Origin of the sequence: Ralstonia insidiosa (assembly GCF_008801405.1) — a bacterium.
Classification (GTDB): Bacteria; Pseudomonadota; Gammaproteobacteria; order Burkholderiales; family Burkholderiaceae; genus Ralstonia; species Ralstonia insidiosa.
Genome location: NZ_VZPV01000001.1, coordinates 1,177,590 through 1,201,460 on the forward strand (window position 1 = coordinate 1,177,590; position 23,871 = coordinate 1,201,460).

Below are 23,871 nucleotides of genomic sequence, written 5' to 3' on the forward strand. Positions count from 1 at the left end.
GTCTGTAGCGCGCCTTGTCTTCGTGGCTTAAAGAACCGCCTGCGTGGCCCGGACGCCGGCGGGGAGTGTTCGGTCTAGTCGATCAACGCAGTGCAGCCTCCACCGCCCGGCCGACGCGCAGGATGCGCGCATCGTCATTGGCGAGACCGCACAGCGACAGGCCGACCGGCAGTTCGCCGGAGGCATGGATGGGCAGCGTCAGTGCGCAGCCGTCCAGGAAGTTGATGACGCTCGGGTTGCGTAGCGTCAGTGCATTGGTGCGGAAGAACTGGGCGTCATCTGCTTCGAGTGGTGCCACTTCCGGCGGCACGATGGCCACCGTCGGCATCAGCCAAGCGTCGACGTTGCCCAGGCGCTTGTGCGCGGCGGCGATCATGCGGGTGCGCGCGTCCAATACGTCGATGTAAGCGGCGGCACCCATCTGTTCACCACGGCGGATGCGTGCAGCGACGCGCTGGTCGTACTGCGCCTCGGCACGTGCCAGCACCGGGCGATGCCATGCCCAGGCTTCCGCCGCCGTGAGGCCGCCACCGCCGTTGATCTCGGGCAGTTGCAGCAGTTCGGGAAAATCGAAACGCACGATATGCGCACCGGCACGTTCGAGGCGTTCTATGGCGCGGTTGAATGCCTTGGCGACGACGTCGTCGAGATCCGCCCCCACGTAGTCCTGCGTGATGCCGAAGCGCAGGCCGGCCAGCGGCACTGCATCAGTGTCGAGCGATTCACCACTGAGGATGGCATTGACGATGGCGCAGCAATCCACCGAGTTGGTCAGCGGCCCACCGGAATCGAGCGAGGTGGACAGCGGCACGCCGCCCATCATCGGTACGCGGCGTGCGGTGGGTTTGAAGCCAGTCAGATTGCAGAAGGCCGACGGAATGCGGATCGAGCCGCCCGTGTCCGTACCCAAGGCCGCCACCGCCATGCCGCCAGCCACGGTGACAGCGCCGCCTGAGGTGGAACCGCCCGCAGCACGCGTGCCATCTGCCGGCGTGCGCGGCGTGCCGTAGTGCGGGTTCAGGCCCAGGCCCGAGAACGCGAATTCGCTCATGTTGGTGCGGCCGAGCAGCACGGCCCCGGCAGCACGCAGGCGGGCGACTGCAGCAGCGTCCGCAGTGGCGGGCGGTTGATGCGCCAGCGCACGCGAGCCTGCGGCCGTCACTTGGCCCGCCACGTCGAACAGATCCTTGATCGATACCGGCAGACCTGCCAGCAGCGATGGCACGTTGCCCGCCGCGCGGGCGGCGTCGGCAGCGCGTGCCATGGCCAGCGCCGCTTGCGCGTCGATGCTCACATAGGCGGCACCGCCGGCGGCGCGATGCGCTTCGGCGTGTTCCAGGGCGGCTTCGGTCAGCGCAACGCTGGTGGTGCGACCACTGGCCAGTTCAGCGGCCAGGGCGCGGATCATGTTCGGGCGGGGCGTCATCATGCAGAGGGTCTCCGGTAGGGGGTGCTTCAGCCCTCAACGGGCAGCGTGTCGACAGCATACTGATGGCGCAGCTCGGTGCCCGAGACGGGGTCGATCAGGGCCATATCGAACGCCTCGCCAAAGCCGAGTTCACCAATGATGGGCTGCGTGCCGCAGAACATGGCGGTGCCCACCGGCAGCGTGTCAGCGCCGGTGTAGCGGCGGATCAGGTCACGCGGGTCCAGCATGCGCGTGACGCTGCCTTCCTGATACAGCGCGGTCTGGCCGTTGCGGGTGCGCCAGGTCTTCATCTGCAGGCTGTCCCAGTGATCGGCCAGCGCTTCAAAGCGCCACACATCGCGGCTCACGGGCTTGGCGCACATCTGCTTGGAGACGGTCACGCCATAGGCTTCGACCTTGCGATCGGTGTGGTCAGAGCCGATGCCGACCAGCAGACCCATCGGCGTGGAATACAGCACGAACTCCGCTTCGCCCGACGAATCGGCACCGGGAATTTCCACGCGCGCATCGGTGGTCAGCAGCGAATGCGACACGCGATAGAAGCACGGCACACGCGCCGGGCGCGCCACGCCAATCGCTTCGAGTTCGGCGATGTGGTGTTCAACAGCTTCAGCGTCGCGGCCGGTCCAGCCGGCGATGACGAGGTGGTCCACGGTCACGTCGACGGGGCCGTGGCCGATCAGGTTCAGGTGCAGCGTGGTCATGCGGAATTCCGGAAAGAGGGCGGGGGGAACGGGAATCAGAGCGTGCGGATGATCGTGCGGCGGAACTCGTCGATGTGCTCGCGGATGGCCTCGCGGGCAGCGGGCACGTCGCGGCGTTCCAGCGCATCGAGCACGGCGAGGTGCTCGTCGTACACGTTCTGCAGGTGTTGCGGCTCCGACAGCGAGAGGAACCAGAAGCGCGCCTGCTTTTCATGCAGGCCGCGCAGCAGCTCGGCCAGCACGCGGTTGCGCGAGGCGGCGGAGATGGCGAGGTGGAACTTGAGGTCCAGCGCCGCCAGCGCGGCGATGTCGCGGTGCTCGATCAGCGCGGGCGATGCATCGACGATGGCGCGCATCGCTTCAAAGTCCGCCGGGTGGGCGCGCTCGGCAGCCAGCGTCACGCACAGGATCTCGTTGGTGGCGCGCACCTCGATCATGTCGAGCACGTCGTTGAGCGACAGCGGGGTCACCAGCACGCCCTTGCGCGGCAGGATCTGCACCAGGCCTTCCACTTCAAGGCGATGCAGGGCCTGGTGGATCGGCGTGCGGCCCAGGCCCAGCAGCGCGCTCAACTGCGCTTCGTTGAGTGGCTCGCCGGGGCGGAATTCGCACGCCATGATGCGGCGCTTGATCTCGCCGTAGGCAAGCTCGCGCAGGGCAGCGCCCTTGGGGGCGTGCGCGGCGGGTTCGGCGGCGAACGGCACGGGCGCTTCCGCGGTAACAAGCTTGATCGGACGCGACATGAGGCAGTCTCGGATTTCGTAAAAGTCGAGTGATGGTATTGTGATATATCACTGAGCGTCAAGGCATCCACACGCCACATTAGCCTAGGGATTGCCCTGATCCGGCACGCTCTGGTTGTCGCTGATATTTGTTATAGACTGCAACAAATTTCACGGAGACAGCCATGAAGATCGCCATCATCGGCGCGGGCATCGGCGGGCTCACGCTCGCGTTGATGGCCGAGCGCCAGGGCTTCGAGGTCGAGGTGTGGGAGGCAGTGCAGACGCTGCGTCCGCTGGGCGTGGGCATCAACCTGCTGCCGCACGCCGCGCGTCAGTTGTGTGAACTGGGGCTCGAAGACACGCTTGGTGCGTTGGCGATCCGCACCTCCGCGCTGGCTTACTACAACCGCTTCGGTCAGCCGATCTGGCATGAGCCGCGTGGGCTGGCGGCGGGCTACGACTGGCCGCAATTCTCCATTCATCGCGGCCAATTTCAGATGGCACTGGCCGATGCCGTGGGCGAGCGCCTTGGGCGGGATTGCATCCGCCTTGGTCATAGCTTTGATGCCATCCAATCGACGGGCGAGGGCGGCGGTCCGGTGCGCTTTACGCTGCGGAATCGGGGCAATGAACGCACCAACGACGCGCTCGTCGAATCGTCTGCCGACGTGCTGATCGGTGCGGACGGCATCCACTCCGCCGTGCGCCGTCAGTTCTATTCGAGCGGCGATGCACCGCGCTTTGCGGGCCGCATGCTCTGGCGTGCCACCACGGAAGCCGCACCGTACCTCGATGGACGCACCATGTTCATGGCCGGCCATCAGGACCAGAAATTCGTCGCCTACCCGATCTCTGAGCCGCTGCGGCAGCAGGGCCGCTCGCTTATCAACTGGATTGCCGAGCTGCGCGTGCCCGACGAAGCGCCGCCACGCAGCGACTGGAACCGCGAGGTCGACCGCGCCATCTTCCGCAGCGCCTTTGCCGACTGGAAATGGGATTGGATCGACATTCCCGCACTCATCGACGGCGCGCAGGCGGTGTATGAATTCCCACTGGTCGACAAGGACCCGCTGCCGCGCTGGACCTTCGGGCGCGTCACGCTGCTGGGCGATGCCGCACACCCGATGTATCCGATCGGCTCGAACGGCAGCGCACAGGCGATTCTCGATGCGCGTGCACTGGTCGATTGCCTGCTCGCCACGCGCGACACTGGCATCGCCCTGCGTGAGTACGAGGCCGACCGCCTGCCGCGCACCGCTGGTATCGTGCTGCGCAATCGGCTCAACGGCCCGGAGCAGGTCATGCAGCTCGCGCACGAACGCGCACCGCAAGGTTTCGCCGATATCGATGGCGTGATCCCGCGCGCCGAGCTGGAAGGGATTGCGATGCGCTATAAAAAGCTGGCCGGCTTCGATCCGCAATCGCTGCGTGACCAGCCGCCGATGCCAGCACGCACACGCGTACCCGCCTGAACCCATACCGCCAGAACACCAGAAGAGGAGAGGAGACCCATGATCATCCACCGCACCATCTGCGCTGCCGCCGCGCTCCTGCTTGTGACTGCCGCGCATGCCGAGATCGTCGTGGGCGTGAGCCTGTCGACCACCGGGCCGTCGGCGTCGCTTGGCATCACGCAGAAGAATTCGCTGGCGTTCTATCCAGACACCATCGGTGGCGAGAAGCTGCGCCTGGTGCTGGTGGATGACGCCTCTGACCCGAGCACCGGCGCACGCATGGCGCGCAAGCTGGTGACGGAAGACCACGTGGATCTGATCGTCGGTTCGTCCGCCGTGGCGCCGTCGATTGCGATTGCCGAAGTCGCCACCGAATCGCAGACGCCGCAGTTGTCGCTCGCCCCCGTGGAGCTCAAGCCAGGCAAGGGCGATTGGACGTATCGCCTGGCGCAGCCGATTTCGCTGATGGCTGAGGCGATTGCTGCGCGCATGGCGTCGAGCGGCGTGAAGACCGTCGGCTTCATCGGTTTTGCCGATGCGTACGGCGAGAGCTGGCTGAAGGATTTCACTGCGGCCGCTACGCCGCGCGGCCTGAAGGTGGTGGATGTGGAGCGCTACGCGCGCGCCGATACCAATGTGACAGGGCAGGTCGCCAAGCTGATCAGCTTCAAGCCCGACGCCGTTCTCGTGGCGGGGGCAGGCACAGGCGCCGCGTTGCCGCACACCTCGCTGCGTGATCGCGGCTATGCCGGGCCGATCTACCAGACGCATGGTGCCGCTACCAAGGACCTGATCCGCATCGGTGGCAAGGCCGTCGACGGAGCCATCCTGCCGGCCGGGCCGGTGATCGTGGCCGAGCAACTGCCGGACAGCCATCCGAGCAAGAAGACTGCGCTCGAGTATGTGACGCGCTACGAGAAGACCTACGGGCCCGATTCACGTACGCAGTTTGGCGCGCACACGTGGGATGCGCTGCAGGTGCTCCAGCGCATCGTGCCGGTGGCGCTCAAGACGGCCAAACCGGGCACGCCGGAATTCCGCCGCGCGCTCAAGCATGCGTTGGAGACCGAGCACGACATCGTCGTCTCGCACGGCGTGCTGAACTACACGGCGGCCGACCACTTTGGCTTTGACGCGCGCGGCCGTGTGCTGCTGACCGTGGATCACGGCAAGTGGAAGCTGCTGCCCGCCGATCAAGCTGTCGTGAAGAACTGAAATTCTTCTCGGTTCATGGCTGACGGGCACGCGGCCGACGATAATCGACGGATTCCGTATGCCTGACGCCACCATGCCGCGCCAACCCAAAGCCGACGACTTGTACCCAGCCGTTGCTGAATCCGGTCACTTCAATCCGCATATCGCGGACGTAGAGTACGGCGCACTCGACGGGTTGATCGGCTATGCGGTGCGGCGTGCGCAGCTGCATATCTACGAAGATTTTGTGCGCTCGCTGCAGGCGTGGAACATCACGCCGCCGCGCTTCTCGGCCATGACCGTGATCGCGCACAACCCCAACCTCAAGCTGACCGAACTGGCCAATATCTTGGGCGTGGCGCGCTCCGGTGCGGTGCTGCTGGTCGACACGCTGGAAGACATGGGCTTGGTCGAGCGGCAGCCTTCGCCGACGGACCGGCGCGCTTTTCGCCTGGTGCTGACGGCCAAGGGCGCCACCACGCTCGACGAGATCACGCGTGCGGTCACCGCGCACGATACCCGCGTGACCGCCCATCTGTCCGGTGAGGAGAAGCAGCGTTTGCTAGCGTTGCTCAACAAGCTGGCATCGGGGCCGGACAGCGATTGAACGCGCTTGAATGAAAACGGCCCGGGGAGTGAACCGACTCCGGGCCGCAACATCGTCTTTGGGTTGGCTTAGCGCTTGTCAGCGTCGATGGCCTTTTGCCAGAGGTCTTTGTCGGGTGGGTAGAGCGAATCGAAGTGTTCGCGCAGTGTGCAGATCTCCTGCACGATCTCGAATGGAAAGCCCTGGCGCCCACCGCGGTCATCAATCTGCAGGCTGTCGAGGTAGCGCCGGCAGCCGATGAAGTCGACCCATTTGGCGGCGATGGAGTTGATGATGCGCGGGAATTTGCGGCCGAGCTCGATCGGCCGGACATCTTCCGGCAAGGACGCAAGCCAGCGGATGGCGTCGCGGTTGAGCGCGAAGTCATCGGGTTTTGCTTCCTTGCGTTGGGATGCGGGATCGTGAGTCATGTCGGATGCACTTCCATGGGGCTTAGTGTACGCCGCCGTCGCCCCGGTCGGCAGCCCGACGGGCGTGGGTCTTGACGCACCACCTGTTTGATTCGACCGCTGCGAGCGCCGACGTTCCCCGATGTCCCTGTTTCGAAGCGCGCTACGCGCCGCCTGATCCACCTCTGCCCTCAAGTTTTGTGCGGGGGCTGCCGATAAGCCAAGCGCGGTTTGGTTTGTTGGTGGCCCCGAGCATCCACCTGGGTCGTAGACTCGAATGGCCAAAACGGCGTCAGTGTCGGCTGACGTGCCGCATCCCTATTTCAATCAAAACCGGACTTCGAGCCGAGGCGGGCAGGGTATGAAGCGAATCGATGCGAACCAATTGCGTGTCGGTATGTTTGTGATGAAGCTGGGTGGGTCCTGGTTGAAACATCCTTTCTGGCGTACGCAGTTTCAGTTGTCGCACCAGGGTCAGATCGACGACATCCTCAAGGCGGGTATCACCGAGATCTGGATCGATCCGGAGCGCGGCGAGGACGTGGTCGCTCAGGGCCTGATGCCCACGCCGGCAGCCGCTGGGGTGTCCACTTCGGCGCCCGAGCCCGAGCCGCTTACGCGCGAAACCGTTGCCGCCCGCCCGCCGATTACGCCCACGTCGCTCAAGGAAGAGTGGCAGCACGCCCAGAAGCTGATGCAGAGCGGCAAGGCGACGCTCGGCCACATGTTTGCCGAAGCCCGCATGGGCCGCGCCCTGGAGACCGACAAGGCGCTGCTGCTGGTGGATGACGTGTCCAACTCACTGGCGCGCAACTCCTATGCGCTGATTGCGCTGGCGCGCCTGAAGAACAAGGACGACTACACCTACCTGCACTCGTTTGCGGTCTGCGCGCTGATGGTGGCGCTGGCCCGCACGCTGGGCCTGCCGGAAGACGAGATCCGCGAATGCGGCCTGGGCGGGTTGGTGCACGACATCGGCAAATCGGCCATGCCGCGCACGCTGCTCGACAAGAGCACGGCGCTCACCAAGGACGAACTGGCATTGCTGCAGACCCATGCCGTGGGCGGCCATCACCTGCTGCAGGGCACGGGGCAGTTCAGTGAGATTGCGCGCGAGATCTGCCTGCACCATCACGAGCGCATTGACGGCAGCGGCTACCCCGACGCACAGAAGACCGAAGGGATCAGTCTGTGGGCCAAGATGGGGGCCATCTGCGACGTGTATGACACGCTGACGTCGAGCAGCCCGTATCACCATGCGTGGTCGCCGGCACAGGCGCTCAAGTACATGATGGCCCGCACTGACACACAGTTCGATCGCACCGTGTTCCAGGCTTTCACCCGCAGCGTGGGCATCTACCCCGTCGGCACGCTGGTCAAGCTGCGTACCAACCGGCTGGGCGTGGTCGTCCACCAGAACGAAGCGTCGGCCCTCAAGCCGGACATCGTGGTGTTCTATTCCGGCAATACCAAGACCCGCGTGCGCCCCGAGCGCATCAGCCTGGGCAAGTCGGACGATTCCATCGTCACCGTGGAAGATGCCGCCACCTGGGGGCTGTCGGACGAAGAGGTCTCTGACATGTGCCTGGTTTGATCAGAATGCAACGTAAGCGCCGCCAAAGTGCGGCGCTGTTCATTTGGCAAGCCCCTTCGATTTTTGTGTCTTTTTCTTAACACGGACTTCAATAAACTTCATGCCGCACCCCTCTAAAGTGGGGTACCGTTGAGTCGTTGATTTTTACGTTGTTGACTGATTGCCATCAAGAGCAACGGCAGCAACCTCTCAAATAAACGATTCGGTCTTCCGGGGGGTGACATGAACGTTTCCAACATGCTGCATGCGGTTTCGGACTGGGCAATCCGGTCACGAGCCTTCAATGTCACGCAATCGGTTGCGCACCATCGCACCGAGCGCGATGCACTGTCGCACTGGAAGCTCGATATCTGGCACAAGAGCGTGCCGTTCCTGTTCGAGGGCGGCCTGGCCGAGCCTGCGCATCAACTGTTTCCCAAGCATCTGGCACACGCCGACTGGGTGGATGATCTCCACCACCATCTGAGCCAGTTGGTAGGCGTGCGCCGTGAGCATTGCCAGATCGACATTCGTGCGGTGACGGGGCTGGCGCAGTCGCCGTGCTCGGTGCACTCGTTCCCGAGCATGCTGGTGTTTGCGCATCAGCATTGCCGCCGCATTCCGCACAGCACTGATGCGGACTTTGCCGCCAACCAGCGCCACGTGTTCCGCTATGCGGATCAGACCAACGTGTTCCGCGCCTATGACTTTGCGGGCGCCGAACTCTTCTTCATGAATGAATGGGGCGCGCACCATTTTGCTGCGCTGGCGCTGCAGGCACGCACGCAGAATCGCGTGTTGCTGGTGGATGCCGAGGTACGCCATGCGCGCTCTGCGCTGGGGCTGCGTCGGCTGCTGGATGGCTTCCACGTGATTGCCGCGCGCCGTCAGGGGCAGCAGCGTTATGGCACGCGCTTGTCGGAAGCGCTCGCCAGTCACCAGGTGCCGCATCGCTGGATGCACGGCCGCCGCGAGACCGAGGGCTTCGAACTGTGCTTCCTGCCCAAGTCCGACCGCTTTGCCAACTGCGTGGGTGAGCAGCTCGTGCGTGACGGCTGGTTTGACTACGGCACTTGGCTGGCCAACTTGCATGACGCCACGGAAGTGGGCGCGCCAGCCCAGCGTGCCGAGGCCGCCCGCAAGGCCCGCCCGAACTGGAAGCGTGTGCCCGTGCCGAGCCTGGGCGTGCAGACGGGCTTCGGGCCAGGTTTCGCGCACACGCGCCTGTAATACGAAGGCGGTAGGGTGGCGGGCGGTTTTCCCTGCCGCCTCCCTCCACCCGACGGATTGCCGAATCGGGCGGCCGGTGTCAGAATTCGCAACTTAGTTGCATTGGGCGCTCAGTCACCGGAAAGATTGCGCGCCTGCATCTGCTCCTCAAACCGTGCGCGCTTTCCGCTCCTCCTTCTCGCATTTGCGCTGGCTGGCTTGCCTGCTGGCCGTGCTGCTGCTGTTTGGTCAGCAGGGCGCGCTGCGGCATGCGCTGTCGCATTGGAGCGAAGGGACTTCGGCTGAGCTGAGCGTCGCGGCCACACCTGCCGGCACCGAACGCGGCAGTCAGCCCGCGCAGGAGCACGCTGCCTGCTTGCAGTGCGCGGCCTTTGCTGCGCTCGCGGCTGCGCTGCCGATGCTGCTGGTACTGCGTTTGCGCAGCACGCGGCGCTGGCACTTTCCTCATATCGGCTTTCGCGCCGCGGCGCCGGTCTTTCCGGTCGCCGTCTGTTCGCGCGATCCACCGTTCTGCCTTTGATTTTCGACTTGCCTGTCGGCTCGCGTCTTGATGCACGAGCCGCCGTTTGACGCATTTGTTCGATTCAAAGGTCTTTCCATGATTCCGTTCCAGCCTGCCAAGCTGGTGGTGGCGCTTGCTGCCGTGCTGCCATCCTTCGCCTCCGTCTCCGCTCTGGCGCAAGAAGCCACGACACAAACGGCTCCGGCCGAGAGCCCCACCACCAATGCCGCGCCTGCCACGTCAGCGGCACCTGCCACCAACGTGCGCGATCTCAGCGAAACCCGCGTCACCGCCAAGCGCCTGGATGCGGCACGCAATGCGCTGTCGCCGGACACCGGCAGCTCGGTCTACAAGTTTGATACCGACGACATCGCCCGCCTGCCGCTGGGGGACGCTACGCCGCTGAACCAGGTGCTGCTGCAAGCGCCGGGCGTGGTGCAGGATTCCTACGGCCAACTGCATGTGCGTGGGGACCACTCCAACCTGCAATACCGCATCAACGGTGTGATTGTTCCCGAGCCGATCAGCGGCTTCGGGCAGATGCTGGATACGCGGTTCGCCAACCAGATCAATGTGCTGACCGGCGCGCTGCCGGCACAGTATGGCTATCGCACGGCCGGCATTGTGGACATCACCACCAAGGGCGCTTCCACCGATGAGAACGGCGAGCCCAAGGCCTTCGGCGGCGAGATCGGCACGGTGCTCGGCAGCAACGCCACGCACGAGGTCAACGCGCAGATCCAGGGCACGAAAGACCGCTTCAGCTATTACTTGAGCGGCGTGTTTGCCGAGAACAACCTCGGCATCGAGAACCCCACGGGCAACCGCAACGCCACGCACGACCACACCACGCAGAACAAGTCGTTCGGCATGCTCTCGTACCTGCTCGACAACGACAGCCGCGTGAGCTTCATGTTCGGCTCGTCCAACGGCCGCTTCCAGATTCCGACGCGCCCCGGGCTGACGCCGCAGTTCACGCTGGACGGTGCAGTGCCGCCGGCATCGGAGGCGCTCAACGCCAATCAGCGCGAGAAGACCGATTTCCAGATCCTGACGTATCAGCAGAAGGTGTCGCCCAAGCTGGACTACCAGGTGTCGGTGTTCCGCCGCTCCAGCCGGATCGACTACACGCCCGATCCGATCGGGGATCTCGTCTACAACGGCGTGGCGGCCGACCTCACGCGTCGCAATGAAGCCTACGGCCTGCAGGGCGACGCCAGCTACAAGCTCAATGACAAGCACACGCTGCGTGCCGGTGTGTTCGTGCAGCGCGAGCGCTTCGGAACGGACAACACTTCCCGCGTGTTCCCGGCCGACAGCACCGGCGCACAGACCAGCGGCACGCCGCTCACCATCGTCGACAACCACAGCGGCACCGGCACGACGATGGGCGTCTACCTGCAGGACGAGTGGAAGCCGACCGACAAGCTCACCGTCAACTACGGTGCGCGCTATGACCACGTCAACACCATCGTCAGCGAGCAGCAGTTGAGCCCGCGCCTGGGCCTGACCTATGACCTGACGCCGCGCACCCGCGTGCATGCCGGTTACGCGCGCTACTTCACGCCGCCGCCGACCGAGAAGTTTGACAGCACCTCGGTGGCGAGCTTCCTCGGCACGACCAATGCGCTGCCGTCGGATGCCAACACGGCGGTCAAGTCGGAGCGTTCGAACTACTTTGACCTGGGGGTCTCGCACCAGCTGACGCCGCACCTCACGGTGGGCCTGGATGCGTACTACCGCGACGTGCGCCACCTGCAGGATGAAGGCCAGTTCGGCAATGCGTTGCTGTATTCGGCGTTCAACTACGAGCGTGGCCGCATCTACGGTCTGGAAGGCAGCGCCAACTATCGCAACGGCAACCTGGGTGCGTATGTGAACGTGGCGGTATCGCGCGCGCAGGGTAAGGGCATCGAGACGGGGCAGTTCAACTTTGGTGCGGATGAGCTGGCCTACATCAACAGCCACTGGGTCAACCTGGACCACGACCAGCGCCTGACCGCGTCGGCCGGTGTGTCATACCTGTATTCGAGCACAACCTACACCAGCGATGTACTGTTCGGTACGGGCCTGCGCAGCGGCTTTGCCAACACCAACCACCTGCCGGCCTACTGGCAGATGAATATCGGTGCCGCGCGCGACTTCAACCTGCCGATGCTCGGCAAGTTCAAGACGCGCCTGACCGTGCTGAACATCTTCGACCGCAGCTATCAGTTGCGCGACGGCACGGGCATCGGCGTGGGCGCACCGCAGTTTGCGCCGCGCCGCACGTTCCTGCTGTCCGTCAGCAAGCCGTTCTAAGCAAAAAGGGCCGGGCATCAGCGCCGGCCCTTTCTTCCTCACATCGGCGGGACCATTCCGTCCTTGCCGACCAGCACGCGCTGCGCAGTCAACGCGCCTTGCGCATCAGCACGCACGAACAGCACCACGTGCGCACCGGCGGTCAGTGCATCACGCTGCCCTGGTTCGAAGGTGACGATCGGCACCTCGGGCGGCACCACGATGCGCTGCTCCCCATCCTTGTACTTGACTGACAACGTACGGCCCTGCGTGCCCGACACGCTCGTGACGGCGCCGGCCTGTTCGACCGTGCCGTTGGTCATGGTGCTGTTCGGGCCCAGGTCATATGGGCGATGGCCATCACCCGTGCCGCGCATGGCTTCGGGAAACACGTGCACTTCCAGCGCACGCAAGGTGCCGTCGGGTTGCTTCACGGCGGCCGTGCCGATATAGCTGCCGGCCTTGATGGCAGACGGCTCGATCGGGGCGACTTCCGTGACCGTCACTTCAGCAGGCAGGGTGACGGTGGCTTGGTTCCCCGCCTTGTCGGTCACATCGATGGTGTTGCCGTGCGTGGCGACGATGGTCGCGCGCACACGGGTGGGCGGCGCGCTGTCGGCGGCGAAGGCGGTTTGCGTGAAGAGCGAGGCGGCGGCGATGGCCAGTGCGGCGAAGGTGCCGGCTGCGGGAGACAGGCGTGGCATGGCGGTTTCCAGTGGAGGAGCCCTAAGCGTGGGCGGGGATGGACGCGAGTCCGAGCGCCAGTGTAGGGCGCAGCCGGCGCATGCGCTGGCGGCACTTGATTACAAATGGTTAGCCGGCTAGCCGCGCCGCTGCCCAGGGGCGCCCTTGCCTTTGCGTGGGATGACCATGTCGATCGCGTTGAACCGAATCCCCCGTTTTGCCCAGCGCGAGTGCTAGGCGCGTCCGCGCCGGGTTTGCTGCCGCACGCCGAGATGCGCGAGCCAGCGGCGCAGCGTTGTCAGCAGCGACCACCTGTACGTTGGTTCGGCGGGCACGAGCACGCGCAGTTGTGCGCCGCCCGGCCGGTCTGCGTACAGGCCCCACCAGCCGGAAGTCTCCAGCGCATACGCGTGGCCCTCCGTAAAGGTCTGGCGGATCCGGTACGCCTCGCCGGCCAGCCAGCGCGGCGGGTATTCCAACGTGATGCTGCCCGCCAGGACCACTACGACGGTGCCGGTGGGCAACCATTCGAGGCGGGATTCACCGCGTAGTAAGGCAGGCCATTCGGTGTGGAGCGGGGTGTCGGGGGTGCTGGCAGTCATGTCGATCTCCTGTACATGACTGCAGACTAAGCATGCGCCCCGGGCCGTAACAGACACAGAAAGCGCTGCTTGCACCACAACAGCGCCTGCATTGTGCCCATCTGTTACGGTACAGTTTTGCGTTGTCTGTATCTGTTGCGGTGACGTCCCTGCCTGCATGATCTGCGGGAGACTCCCACCGTCGCCCGTCTGTCATGACCGTCACCGAGTTGACCCTCCCGCCCACGCAGCCTGCGCAGCCTCTCTATCGGATGCTGGCTGATCACTACCTCGGCGCGATTCGCAGCGGGGTGCTGATGCCGGGCGAGCGTATGCCGTCGGTGCGCGCGCTCATGCGCACGCATGGGGTGAGTCTGTCGACCGCGTTGCAGGTGTGCCGGCATCTTGAGGCCGATGGCTGGCTGGAAGCGCGCGAGCGCTCGGGTTACTTCGTGCGGCAGCCGCGCCGCGCCTTGCTTGCGCCGGTGAAGGAGCCGGAATTGGCTACGCCGGACCCCGCTGCTTACGTGGGGGTGCATGCGCGGGTGTCGGCTATCGTGGCGCGCGGCCAGCAGGCCAATGTGCGTGTCGATCTGTCAGGCGCGAGTGGGGCACCGGCGCTGTACCCGGCGGCCGCGCTCAACCGGATCACCACGCAGGTGCTGCGCCGGCATCCGTTCATGCTCACGCAGGCCGTCATGCCCAATGGGCATCCCGAATTCCAGATCGCCGTGGCGCGCCGCGCGCTCGATATGGGGATGCAGATTGCGCCGGACGACGTGGTTGTCACGCATGGGTGCATCGAAGCGGTGAACCTCGCGTTGCGCGCAGTGGCGCAGCCAGGCGACACGGTGGCGGTGGAATCGCCCACGTACTACGGCTTGCTGCAAGTGCTGGAGAGCCTGGGCATGCGCGCCGTGGAGATTCCCACCAGCCCGCGCACCGGCATGTCGCTGGAAGCGCTGGAGATGGCGGTGCAGGCCTACGACAACATCCGCGCGGTGGTGGTGGTGCCCAATCTGCAGAACCCGCTGGGCAGCATCATGCCCGACGCGGCCAAGCGTCGCATGGTGGCCTTCTGCGAGCAGCACAATATCGCCCTGATTGAAGACGACACCTACAGCCCGCTGGCCGACAGCAACACGCCGCTCAAGGCCATCAAGGCGTGGGACCGCACGGGCAACGTGATCTACTGCGCCTCACTGAGCAAGACGGTGGCACCCGGCCTGCGCCTGGGCTGGATGACGGCGGGGCGTTGGCAGGGGCGCGTGCAGATGCTGAAGTTTGCGCAGTCGCGGCCGAACGATTCGTTGTTGCAGGTGGTGGCCGGACGCTTTATCGCCTCGGGGGCGTATGACCGCCATATCCGCACGCTGCGTCAGACCTTGCGCGAGCAGCGCGAGCGCATGGCGGAGTCGATTGCGGAGTGTTTCCCCGCCGGCACGCGGTTGTCGGTGCCGTCGGGCGGGTTGGCGATGTGGGTGGAGTTGCCGACCAACGTTTCGTCAGTGGCCTTGTTTGATGCGGCGCTCAAGCACAGCATCCGCATTGCACCGGGGACGATGTTCTCGAACCTGAACCGCTTCGATCATTTCTTCCGCATCTGCTTCGGGCTGGCGCCCTCGGCCAACCTGGAGACCGCGTTGGCCACGCTGGGCGAGCTGACGCGGCAACTCACCGAAGCGTAAGCGAGGCGCAACTACCGGCACCAGGCCGGCATGGCTGCGTGCGACTCCAGACCCAGCACGCTCTGTGCGATCTGCTGCGACCACTGCTGCACCAACTGCTGGGTCGATGCCACCACGGCATCGACACCCGCGCTGGCCGGCACCGTCAACGTGTTCTGGCAGGTGAGGGCAGTGGCGGAGCCCTGCGCCTGCGTTGCCGCATCGCGCGTCACACGCCACGTCACCAGCGCCGTCACGTTCTGGCCGGGGCGCGCATCGTAGCTGCGCATGTCAGCGGCAATGCGATAGAGCGGCACGCCCGCAGGCACCACGCCACCGCCCACATCCACCGCCGACAGCGCGCCAGCCAGATTGGCCGACAGCGCATCGCGCAGTTCCGCGCCGAAGGGTGCCGCCCAGCGTTGCTGCTCCAGCGCCTGCACTTCACTGTCAGACGTGCGCAGCACAATCTGCGGCTTGTCCAGACGGTCAGGCACGCGCACGCCAGACAGGCGGAAGGCGCGCTGGAAGCGTGCATCCGGCGCGGGGGCTTCGTTGCGCAGCGACAGCGTATGCAGCGTCGGCTCGGGCGAGGCGCACGCCGCCATCAATGCGGCAGCGGCAACGGCGCTGGCCAGTCGAAGGGAAGACGATAGCGTCGACGTTTGCATCATTGCGCATCCTTTGCCTTGCCCCGGATCAGCGCTTCGGGGTGGGTTTGCAGGTAATCGGTCAGCACGCGCACCGAGGCGGCAGCCTTGGCAACCTGATCCAGCGAGTCGCGCGCGTTGCGTTGCAGCGGCGCATCTTCAGAGAAGGTTTGCCGTGCGGTTTCCAGAGTGCGGCGCGCCTCGGCCAGCGTTTCCTTCATCTGCGGGGCCAGATCGCTGTTGACCGTCTTGGCCAGTTGCTCGGTCTGCTTGAGCGTGGCGTCCAGCGTGCCCAGCGCGCGATGCATGTCCTGGCCGATCTGCTCGAACGGCACCTTGTTGAGCTTCTTGGCGATGCCGGCGAGCTGCGCTTCGATGTCGTCGGTCGGGTTGTCGGCAGTCGGGAAGACGTAGGCGCCATCGCGATCGCGCATGCCGAAGCGCGGCGGCGTCTTCTCGCGATCGCCCGGGTCGACAAAGTCGAGTTGCACAAATTGCTGGCCGGTCAGCAAGCTGGCGTTTTTCAACTGCGCGCGCATGCCGTTCTTGATGAGCACGTCGAACTGTGTGCGCACATCCTCGACCGCGTGTTGCGGGTTGTCGTCGCGAATGTCCATGCCAAAGCGCGTCGGGTACAGCGTGGCAGTGACGGGCAGCACGAACTCATGGTGCTTCTTGCTGTAGTGGATGCCGATCGATTTGATCTCGCCGACATTGATGCCCTTGAACTCCACCGGCGCGCCCACGGTCAGCCCACGCAGGGAGCGATGGAAGTACATCACCACCGTTTGTGAAATGTGCTCCGGATCCTTGAGCGCCGTGGCTTCGTTGCGCACCAGCTGATACTCGGTGTTGGGCGTGGCCGGCTCATGGTCGGCCTCTTCCGGCGTCTGGAAGGCAATACCGCCCAGCGCGACGGTCAGCAAGGATTGCGTATCGAGCTTCAGGCCGTTGGCGTCGAGTTTGAGGTCGATCCCGCTGGCGTTCCAGAAACGTGTGCCACGTGTGACGAACTTGTCGAACGGCGCATTCACGAAGACATGCAGCGTCACGCCCTTGCCGTCGATATCGATGTCGTAGCTGGTGACCTGTCCTACACGCACGCGGCGGAAGTACACCGGTGAACCGATATCGAGCGAGCCGAGATCTGGCGCATGCAGCGTGAATTGCTTGCCAGGGGTGTCGGCGTAGATGGCGGGCGGCGTGTCCAGCCCCTTGAACGTGGATTTCTTGTCGTGGGAGCGCCCGCCGTCCACGCCGATATAAGCGCCTGAGAGCAGCGTGCCCAGCCCCGAGACGCTGCCGGCCGCAACACGTGGGCGTACGACCCAGAAGCGCGCGTCGGAGACAGCGAAGGCCTTGCCGTCGTGCGTGAGTTCGATCAGGGCAACGGCGCCGGAGCGATCGTCCGTCAGCCCGATGGACTTCACGACGCCAATGTCGACGCTCTTGTATTTCACGCGCGTCTTGCCCGCTTCGATGCCCTCGGCCGAACTGAACGTGACCGTGATCTGCGCACCGCGTGCCAGGATCACGCGTGCCATGAGCGTGCCGCCCACCACGAGTGCAACGATGGGCACCAGCCAGATCAGAGAGGGCAGCCAGCGCTTGCGTTTCATGCGACGCGGCGGGGGGACGTTGTCTTTATCAATAGGGTCGGTCATGCATCGGTCTCTTCGGGATCGGGCTCGTCGACGGCGTCCCAGATCAGGCGGGGGTCAAAACAGCGGGCGGCGAACATGGTCAGCACCACCACGGCGGCGAATGGCCCGACACCGGGGCCAGGCTTGATGACGGCCAGCGTGGACAGGTGCACCAGCCCTGCCAGCAGCGCCACCACGAATACGTCGAGCATCGACCAGCGGCCAACCGCTTCGACAATCACATACAGGCGCGTGCGAAAGCGTGGGTTCCAGCGCCAGCGCTGCTGCACCGACAGGCACAGCACCGCCAGGATGCCCAGCTTGGCCAGCGGCACAAAAAAGCTGGCGATGAACACGATGATGGCCAGGTGCCACGAGCCCGACGTCCACAGATAGACGATGCCGCTCATGATGGTGTCCTGCTGCGTGCCGACCAGCGTGTCGGTAATCATCACGGGCAGCATGTTGGCCGGCAGGTACATGGCCATGGCGGCGATCAACAGCGCCCAGCAACGCATCAGGCTGTCGGGTTTGCGCGCGTGCATGGGCGACACGCAGCGTGGGCAGACCGGCGCGGCGGCGTGCTCGGGCGCGTCGTCGTGTGCGAGCGCAGCCCGGGCGGCGGTCTGTGCACCGGGCATGCGCGCGAGCAGGCCGCAACGCTCGCATGTGGCGAGGCCGTGTGCGGCAGCCCGGATGGGGCGGGCGGGTTGCGAGGAGGGAGCGGCGGTGCTCATGCGCGTCCCTCGCCGTCGGTTGCTTCACCGGGGCGGGCAGCCGCATCCATGCCGGTGGGCGCATCGACCTGCGTGCCTGGCTGGAGCGTCATGCCGATCTCGCGCCAGAACGGGCGCAGGTCGATCGACAGCGCAATCGTCATGAATACCGTGAGCGCGCCGAATGCCCACAGGCCCGCATCGGCCTGCAGCGACACCATGTGCGCCACCTTGATGAGTGCCACCACCACGCCCAGCATAAAGATCTCGATCATGGCCCAGGGCCGGATCAACGCCGCCGCGCGCAGCGCCAGTGCCGCAGCCGGATGTTGCCGCCCGCGCAGTCGCGCAATCAGCAGCGGTGCCAGCACGGCCATGTACAGCAGGGGGAACAGCAGCGTGGTCAGGCCTACCAGTACCGCCGCAAACACCATGTTGTAGTTGTAAAGCGCTTCAACGGCGCCCCACAGCGTGGTGGTGTTGCGGTTGCCGCCGCCGTTGAGCTCGGCAATCGGGAAGCTGTTGGCGACGAAGTAGACGATCAGCCCTGTCACGATCAACGGCAGCAGTACCGAGAGCCGCTCGCTCTGATTGCGATACAGCTTGACGCCGCAGCGCGTGCAGCGGGCCTCTTCATCCAGCGCGATGACCTCGTGGCGGTGCAGCGTGTCGCAGTGCTCGCAGGCGATCCACGCGTCGGGGTCTCCCGGGAGCGGCTGTGCGACCGGGGCGGCAGGTGTGGCGGAGGCAGCGCCCGATGCGTCATCTGGCGCCAGCCCGGGCAGGGCCGCACGCCACGACTGCGGCAGCGGGAAGGGGAATTTCACGTCGAACAACTCCATCGTCTGGGCGGCATGCGGCCAACAACCGGCCGCTACGTCACTTGGCGAAGCGTAGTCCACGCTAAGCTGAGTGGGTGGCGATTATACGTTCGCCTTTGAATGTATAAATACGCCGGCAGATTCGGCGTTGGATGCCTTGGGTGCAGCAAGAATCCCGCCAGTCACACTGTTTGAAGGTTTCCCTCTCTTTGGGATGGCTGGCGGGCCTTGGCGCTAGTGCTAGGCGCGCAATTGCGCCGCATGGTGCATCAGGTGGTCTTCGATGACGGTTGCGACGAAGTAGTAGAGGTGGTTGTAGCCGGCGTGTCGGCGCAGTTGCAGCGGTTGCCCTGCGGTGGCGCATGCGGCAGCGAAGGCTTCAGGGTAGAGCTGCTCGGCAAGGAATTCGTCCGCCTCGCCTTGGTCGATCAGGATGCCGCCGGGAAACGGGTTGCTGGCCAGTTGCATCAGCAGCGTGGCGTCATGCGCGGCCCAGGTGGCGCGATCGTCACCGAGATACCCCGTGAACGCCTTGATGCCCCACGGGCAGACCGATGGATGCGCAATCGGTGCAAGCGCAGACACGGAGGCAAAGCGCTCCCGGTGGCGTAGCGCCAGCGTCAACGCGCCGTGACCGCCCATCGAGTGCCCGAAGATGCCGATGCGCCCCGCCGCCACCGGAAAGGCCACCCGCGCGATGTGGTGCAACTCCTCGACCACGTAGGTTTCCATACGGTAATGCTGGCTCCACGGCGCCTGCGTCGCGTCCAGATAGAAGCCGGCAGCGACGCCAAAATCCCAACTGTCGGCTTCACCGGGTACGTTGGCGCCGCGCGGGCTGGTGTCGGGCGAGAGCAAGATCAGCCCTTCACGTGCAGCCACGCGCTGCGCGCCGGCTTTTGCCGGAAAGGTTTCTTCCGTGCACGTTAAGCCGGCCAGATAGAACAGCGCGGGGCAGCGCTCCCCAGCCAGCGCCTGCGGCGGCAGGTAGACCGAAAAGCGCATCGGCAGCCCGATCGCCGTGGAGGCATGCCGATAGAAACGCTGCACGCCGCCAAAGCAGGCGTGCTCGGAGATCAACTCAAGTGCGGGCACGGGGATGGTCATCGCGTGGCTCTCCAATCCTCAGTACAGCACGACGGACCGGATCGACTCGCCGCGCTTCATCAGGTCGAAGCCCTCATTGATGCGCTCCAGCGGCAGCGTGTGCGTGATCAGGTCGTCGATGTTGAGCTTGCCTTCCATGTACCAGTCGACGATCTTCGGCACATCCGTGCGGCCGCGTGCGCCGCCAAAGGCCGAGCCCTTCCACTCACGACCGGTGACGAGCTGGAACGGGCGCGTGCTGATTTCCGCGCCAGCCTCGGCCACGCCGATGATGATCGACTGGCCCCAGCCCTTGTGCGTGCACTCCAGCGCCTGGCGCATGACCTGCGTGTTGCCGATGCATTCGAACGAGTAGTCCGCGCCGCCATCGGTGAGCTGGATGATGTGGTCGACCACGTTGCCGACGTCCTTCGGGTTGATGAAGTGCGTCATGCCGAATTTGCGCGCCATGGCTTCACGCGCGGGGTTCAGGTCCACGCCGATAATCTTGTCGGCGCCGACCATCTTGGCGCCCTGGATCACGTTCAGCCCGATACCGCCCAGGCCGAACACCACCACGTTGGCACCGGCTTCCACCTTGGCCGTGTACACCACCGCGCCCACGCCCGTGGTGACGCCGCAGCCGATGTAGCAGACCTTGTCGAACGGCGCATCGGGGCGGATCTTTGCCAGCGCAATCTCCGGCACCACGATGTGGTTGGCAAACGTGGACGTGCCCATGTAATGGAACAGTGGCTTGCCGTCGAGCGAGAAGCGCGACGTGCCATCGGGCATCAGACCCTTGCCTTGCGTGGCGCGAATCGCCTGGCACAGGTTGGTCTTGCGCGACAGGCAGAACTTGCACTGGCGGCATTCCGGCGTGTAGAGGGGGATCACGTGGTCACCGGCCTTGAGCGAAGTGACGCCAGCGCCTACCTCCAGCACCACCCCTGCACCCTCATGGCCCAGGATGGCCGGGAAAATGCCTTCCGGGTCGGCGCCCGAGAGCGTGTAGTAGTCGGTATGGCAGATGCCGGTGGCCTTGATCTCGACCAGGACCTCGCCAGCGCGCGGGCCTTGCAGGTCAACGTCTTCCACAGTGAGCGGAGCACCGGCTTTCCAGGCGATGGCGGCTTTGGTTTTCATGTGGACTCCTTTTGGTAGATGAGGCGCCGTTTGGCTATCGGCTTGATACGAAACGGGCGATTGTAGTGCGTTGCCTGCCACGGCAATGTGTCATGCGCGTAACTGGCATCAGACCAGGCTTCAGATTTCCTTACGACGGCCGTTTCTTGAGCGACGGCACGGCTGACAGGGCCATGTGCTGCTTGCCTTACATGGCGGAACCGCCGCCATGGGCTTCGTAGGAAACCATACCGTGCTTGCTTCCATTCGTACCCGCATTTTGCTGACCTGCGTTGCCATCGTGGTCGGCGCATTGACTTTCGCTGGTGGCCTTAACTACCTCGTTACCAGCTCGTACAACGAAGAATCGACCCGTCAGAGCCTGCAGGCCATTGTGCGTGGCAGTACCTCCACCATTGATGAGTGGGTTGCCACCAAGACGCAGATGGTGGCGTCCCTGCAAGATGTTGCACTCACGGCTGACCCGGTGCCGGTGTTCAAGGCTGTGCACCAGGCAGGCGGCTTCATCAACATCTATGTCGGCTATCCCGACAAGACGTACAAATTCTCCAACCCGGAAGGCATTCCGCCTACCTACGACCCGACCGCGCGCCCCTGGTACAAGCAGGCCGTGGACGCCGGCAAGCCGGTGGTGACGCCGCCGTACGTCAGCGCCAGCACGGGCCAGCTCGTGGTGACGTTTGCGGTGCCCATCCTGCAGGGCGGCGCCCTCAAGGGCGTGATCGGCGGTGACGTGGCGATGGACAGCGTGATCGCCAACGTCAAGGCCATTCATCCGACGCCGGCCAGCTACGGCTTCCTCGTCAACGCGGCCGGCAAGATCGTCGCGCATGCGAATGACAAGCTGACGCTCAAGCCGGCGACCGACCTGGCCGCCGGGCTGAGCGAAAGCGCGCTGGCGGCATTGGCACAAGCCGACAAGCTGACGGAAGTCAGCATCGAGGGCGCTCCCAAGCTGCTGTGGCGCCAGAGCGTGAGGGGCACCGACTGGGGCCTGATCGTGGCGCTGGACAAGTCTGATTCCACGGCCGGCATGCGCTCGCTGGTGATGACCTCGATTGGCGCGCTGGTGGCGGTGGCCATCGTCGCCGCCCTGATCGTCGGCGCAATGACTGCGCGTGCGTTCCGCCGCCTGTCGTTGATTCGCGATGCGATGGACGACATCGGCTCGGGCAGCGGTGACCTCACCAAGCGGCTGCCGTCGGACGGCGAAGACGAAGTTGCGCAGATCGCCCGCTCGTTCAATGCGTTTGCCGACAAGCTCACGGCAGTGATGCAGCAGATCCGCCTGGGCAGCGATTCGGTGCGCTCCGCCGCGCAGGAGATTGCCGCCGGCAATGCCGACCTGTCGCAGCGCACGGAAGAGCAAGCCAGCTCGCTGGAAGAAACCGCATCGAGCATGGAAGAACTCACGTCGATCGTGAAGCAGAACGCCGACAACGCGCGTCAGGCGAGCCAACTCGCCGTGACGGCATCAGACGTCGCCACGCGCGGTGGCAACGTGGTCGGCCAGGTCGTGCAGACCATGGGCGGCATCAACGAGAGCAGCAAGAAGATTGCCGACATCATCGGCGTGATCGAAAGCATCGCGTTCCAGACCAACATCCTGGCGCTGAACGCTGCGGTGGAAGCCGCCCGTGCGGGCGAGCAAGGTCGCGGCTTTGCCGTGGTGGCCAGCGAAGTGCGCAGCCTGGCGCAGCGCTCAGCCGGTGCGGCCAAGGAGATCAAGGCGCTGATCAGCGACTCGGTGGATCGTGTTTCCAACGGCACGGCGCTGGTCGATCAGGCCGGCGTGACGATGGCCGAGATTGTTGATGCGGTGAAGCGCGTGACGGACATCATGGGCGAGATTTCGTCGGCGTCGGAAGAACAGAGCAGTGGCATCGAGCAGGTCAACCAGGCCGTCAACCAGATGGACCAGGTGACCCAGCAGAATGCGGCGCTCGTCGAGCAAGCTGCCGCTGCGGCGGAATCGCTCGAGGAACAGGCCCACAACCTCAACGAGGCTGTGGGGCAGTTCCGTCTGTCGCACTGAGCCTGACTCAGGCTCCCGGGGCGGCTGCGCTGGCGGCCGCCTTGGCTGCGTCCTGTTGTGCCGCCAGCGTCAGATCGGCCGCTTGCGCACGTTGCATGGCCGGGCGCGCCATGACGCGGTCAATGTAGGCACGCACCTGCGGTGTTTCCGGCATCAGCTTGAACTTCGTGATCCAATCCAACGCGGCACCCCACAGCACGTCTGCCGCCGTGAAGCGTTCACCCAGCAGGTATGGCCCCTTGGCGAGCTGTGCGTTGATCGTGTTGATCACGGTGTCAAAGTCGCCATAAGGCGACATCGAATAGGCGGCTGGCTGGCGCTTCATCGAGTGGTCCACCACGGCCGGCTCAAAGCACGCACCGTAAAACACCATCCAACGCAGGTATGCGCCGCGCAGCGGATCGCCCACTGCCGGTGACAGACCGGCTTCCGGATACAGCTCTGCCGCATACATGTAGACGGCGGCTTGCTCGGTCACCACCACATCACCGTGGCACAGCGTCGGCACCTTGCCCAGCGGGTTGATGGCAAGAAACTCGGGGCTGTGATGCTGGCCCGTGCTCAGGTCGAACGGGCGCAGTTCATAGTCGGCGCCCAGTTCCTCGAGCAGCATGCGCACGCCTCGCGAGCGGCTGCGCGGCGAGTGGTAGAGGATCAGGTGGCGGTCTTGCGACATCGTGGTCTCCGGTGTGTGCGTGGATCTGAGATTGCCACTGTAGGCTGACGATTCCGCACCGTCTTGGAAAAATCCGCTG

At 64.9% G+C, this 23,871-nt stretch carries 22 protein-coding genes; 9 read left to right on the forward strand and 13 right to left on the reverse strand.

What is annotated here, in order from left to right; genetic code table 11:
- Positions 1-82 precede the first annotated feature (82 nt).
- Genes F7R11_RS05705 through F7R11_RS05715 form a run of 3 tightly spaced genes read right to left on the reverse strand, consistent with a single transcriptional unit; the run spans position 83 to position 2,876 of the window.
- The gene (locus F7R11_RS05705; RefSeq protein WP_064801822.1) at positions 83-1,429 is read right to left on the reverse strand and encodes an amidase; all 1,347 of its coding nucleotides are present in this window, start codon (positions 1,427-1,429) and stop codon (positions 83-85) included.
- A gap of 26 nt (positions 1,430-1,455) precedes the next feature.
- A complete protein-coding gene (locus tag F7R11_RS05710; RefSeq protein WP_064801824.1) occupies positions 1,456-2,133 on the reverse strand; it encodes a DUF2848 domain-containing protein in 678 nt (225 codons plus the stop codon).
- A 35-nt stretch (positions 2,134-2,168) separates the two neighbouring features.
- Positions 2,169-2,876 (reverse strand): GntR family transcriptional regulator, encoded by a 708-nt coding sequence (locus tag F7R11_RS05715; RefSeq protein ID WP_064801827.1) that lies wholly within the window; start codon positions 2,874-2,876, stop codon positions 2,169-2,171.
- 164 nt (positions 2,877-3,040) lie between these two features.
- On the opposite strand from F7R11_RS05715, the gene F7R11_RS05720 reads away from it, so the two are divergent.
- The 3 genes from F7R11_RS05720 (at position 3,041) to F7R11_RS05730 (ending at position 6,113) form a co-directional block, all read left to right on the forward strand.
- Complete coding sequence (locus F7R11_RS05720; protein WP_064801829.1) at positions 3,041-4,330, forward strand: flavin-dependent oxidoreductase; 1,290 nt, start codon at positions 3,041-3,043, stop codon at positions 4,328-4,330.
- A gap of 39 nt (positions 4,331-4,369) precedes the next feature.
- A complete protein-coding gene (locus tag F7R11_RS05725) occupies positions 4,370-5,527 on the forward strand; it encodes an ABC transporter substrate-binding protein (RefSeq protein WP_064801831.1) in 1,158 nt (385 codons plus the stop codon).
- A 73-nt stretch (positions 5,528-5,600) separates the two neighbouring features.
- A complete protein-coding gene (locus F7R11_RS05730) occupies positions 5,601-6,113 on the forward strand; it encodes a MarR family winged helix-turn-helix transcriptional regulator (RefSeq protein WP_064806170.1) in 513 nt (170 codons plus the stop codon).
- A gap of 68 nt (positions 6,114-6,181) precedes the next feature.
- On the opposite strand, the gene F7R11_RS05735 is transcribed toward F7R11_RS05730, so the two are convergent.
- Positions 6,182-6,523 (reverse strand): hypothetical protein, encoded by a 342-nt coding sequence (locus F7R11_RS05735; protein ID WP_064801834.1) that lies wholly within the window; start codon positions 6,521-6,523, stop codon positions 6,182-6,184.
- A gap of 340 nt (positions 6,524-6,863) precedes the next feature.
- On the opposite strand from F7R11_RS05735, the gene F7R11_RS05740 reads away from it, so the two are divergent.
- From F7R11_RS05740 to F7R11_RS05755, 4 genes are all read left to right on the forward strand, one after another.
- The gene (locus tag F7R11_RS05740; protein ID WP_064801836.1) at positions 6,864-8,096 is read left to right on the forward strand and encodes a cyclic di-GMP phosphodiesterase; all 1,233 of its coding nucleotides are present in this window, start codon (positions 6,864-6,866) and stop codon (positions 8,094-8,096) included.
- Between the two features lie 222 nt (positions 8,097-8,318).
- The gene (locus F7R11_RS05745) at positions 8,319-9,305 is read left to right on the forward strand and encodes a DUF6685 family protein (RefSeq protein ID WP_021196652.1); all 987 of its coding nucleotides are present in this window, start codon (positions 8,319-8,321) and stop codon (positions 9,303-9,305) included.
- A gap of 154 nt (positions 9,306-9,459) precedes the next feature.
- Entirely contained in the window at positions 9,460-9,825 is a 366-nt protein-coding gene (locus F7R11_RS05750; protein WP_031329893.1) for a hypothetical protein, read from the forward strand.
- Between the two features lie 78 nt (positions 9,826-9,903).
- Positions 9,904-12,108: a TonB-dependent receptor gene (locus F7R11_RS05755; RefSeq protein WP_064801838.1), complete on the forward strand. Its 2,205-nt coding sequence runs from the start codon at positions 9,904-9,906 to the stop codon at positions 12,106-12,108.
- A gap of 38 nt (positions 12,109-12,146) precedes the next feature.
- Here F7R11_RS05755 and F7R11_RS05760 read toward each other — a convergent pair whose 3' ends face one another.
- Together F7R11_RS05760 and F7R11_RS05765 are read right to left on the reverse strand one after the other, a co-directional pair.
- Positions 12,147-12,791: a hypothetical protein gene (locus tag F7R11_RS05760; protein ID WP_064801840.1), complete on the reverse strand. Its 645-nt coding sequence runs from the start codon at positions 12,789-12,791 to the stop codon at positions 12,147-12,149.
- 213 nt (positions 12,792-13,004) lie between these two features.
- A complete protein-coding gene (locus F7R11_RS05765) occupies positions 13,005-13,373 on the reverse strand; it encodes a hypothetical protein (RefSeq protein WP_064801842.1) in 369 nt (122 codons plus the stop codon).
- Positions 13,374-13,567: 194 nt separating this feature from the next.
- On the opposite strand from F7R11_RS05765, the gene F7R11_RS05770 reads away from it, so the two are divergent.
- Positions 13,568-15,040: an aminotransferase-like domain-containing protein gene (locus F7R11_RS05770; protein WP_064801845.1), complete on the forward strand. Its 1,473-nt coding sequence runs from the start codon at positions 13,568-13,570 to the stop codon at positions 15,038-15,040.
- Between the two features lie 11 nt (positions 15,041-15,051).
- Here the strand turns inward: F7R11_RS05770 and F7R11_RS05775 are convergent, their stop codons facing one another.
- From F7R11_RS05775 to F7R11_RS05800, 6 genes are all read right to left on the reverse strand, one after another.
- Entirely contained in the window at positions 15,052-15,693 is a 642-nt protein-coding gene (locus tag F7R11_RS05775; protein WP_064801847.1) for a PqiC family protein, read from the reverse strand.
- On the reverse strand, positions 15,690-17,333 hold the full coding sequence (locus F7R11_RS05780) for a PqiB family protein (protein WP_064801849.1): 1,644 nt from the start codon (positions 17,331-17,333) through the stop codon (positions 15,690-15,692). The genes F7R11_RS05775 and F7R11_RS05780 overlap by 4 nt, the downstream gene beginning before the upstream one ends.
- The gene (locus tag F7R11_RS05785) at positions 17,330-18,049 is read right to left on the reverse strand and encodes a paraquat-inducible protein A (protein WP_064801851.1); all 720 of its coding nucleotides are present in this window, start codon (positions 18,047-18,049) and stop codon (positions 17,330-17,332) included. The genes F7R11_RS05780 and F7R11_RS05785 overlap by 4 nt, the downstream gene beginning before the upstream one ends.
- Entirely contained in the window at positions 18,046-18,870 is an 825-nt protein-coding gene (locus F7R11_RS05790) for a paraquat-inducible protein A (RefSeq protein WP_031329896.1), read from the reverse strand. Before F7R11_RS05790 ends, F7R11_RS05785 begins: the two co-directional genes overlap by 4 nt.
- A 219-nt stretch (positions 18,871-19,089) precedes the next feature.
- Positions 19,090-19,956 (reverse strand): S-formylglutathione hydrolase, encoded by an 867-nt coding sequence (fghA, locus tag F7R11_RS05795; RefSeq protein ID WP_064801853.1) that lies wholly within the window; start codon positions 19,954-19,956, stop codon positions 19,090-19,092.
- A gap of 18 nt (positions 19,957-19,974) precedes the next feature.
- Positions 19,975-21,081, reverse strand: coding sequence for an S-(hydroxymethyl)glutathione dehydrogenase/class III alcohol dehydrogenase (locus F7R11_RS05800; RefSeq protein ID WP_021196663.1), 1,107 nt, complete (start codon positions 21,079-21,081; stop codon positions 19,975-19,977).
- Between the two features lie 232 nt (positions 21,082-21,313).
- Here F7R11_RS05800 and F7R11_RS05805 point away from each other — a divergent pair, with 232 nt between their 5' ends.
- Positions 21,314-23,116 carry a methyl-accepting chemotaxis protein gene (locus F7R11_RS05805; protein WP_064806171.1) on the forward strand — a complete coding sequence of 601 codons (1,803 nt, stop codon included), beginning with the start codon at positions 21,314-21,316 and terminating at the stop codon, positions 23,114-23,116.
- A 7-nt stretch (positions 23,117-23,123) separates the two neighbouring features.
- Here the strand turns inward: F7R11_RS05805 and F7R11_RS05810 are convergent, their stop codons facing one another.
- Positions 23,124-23,792, reverse strand: coding sequence for a glutathione S-transferase family protein (locus F7R11_RS05810; protein WP_064801855.1), 669 nt, complete (start codon positions 23,790-23,792; stop codon positions 23,124-23,126).
- Positions 23,793-23,871 lie beyond the last annotated feature (79 nt).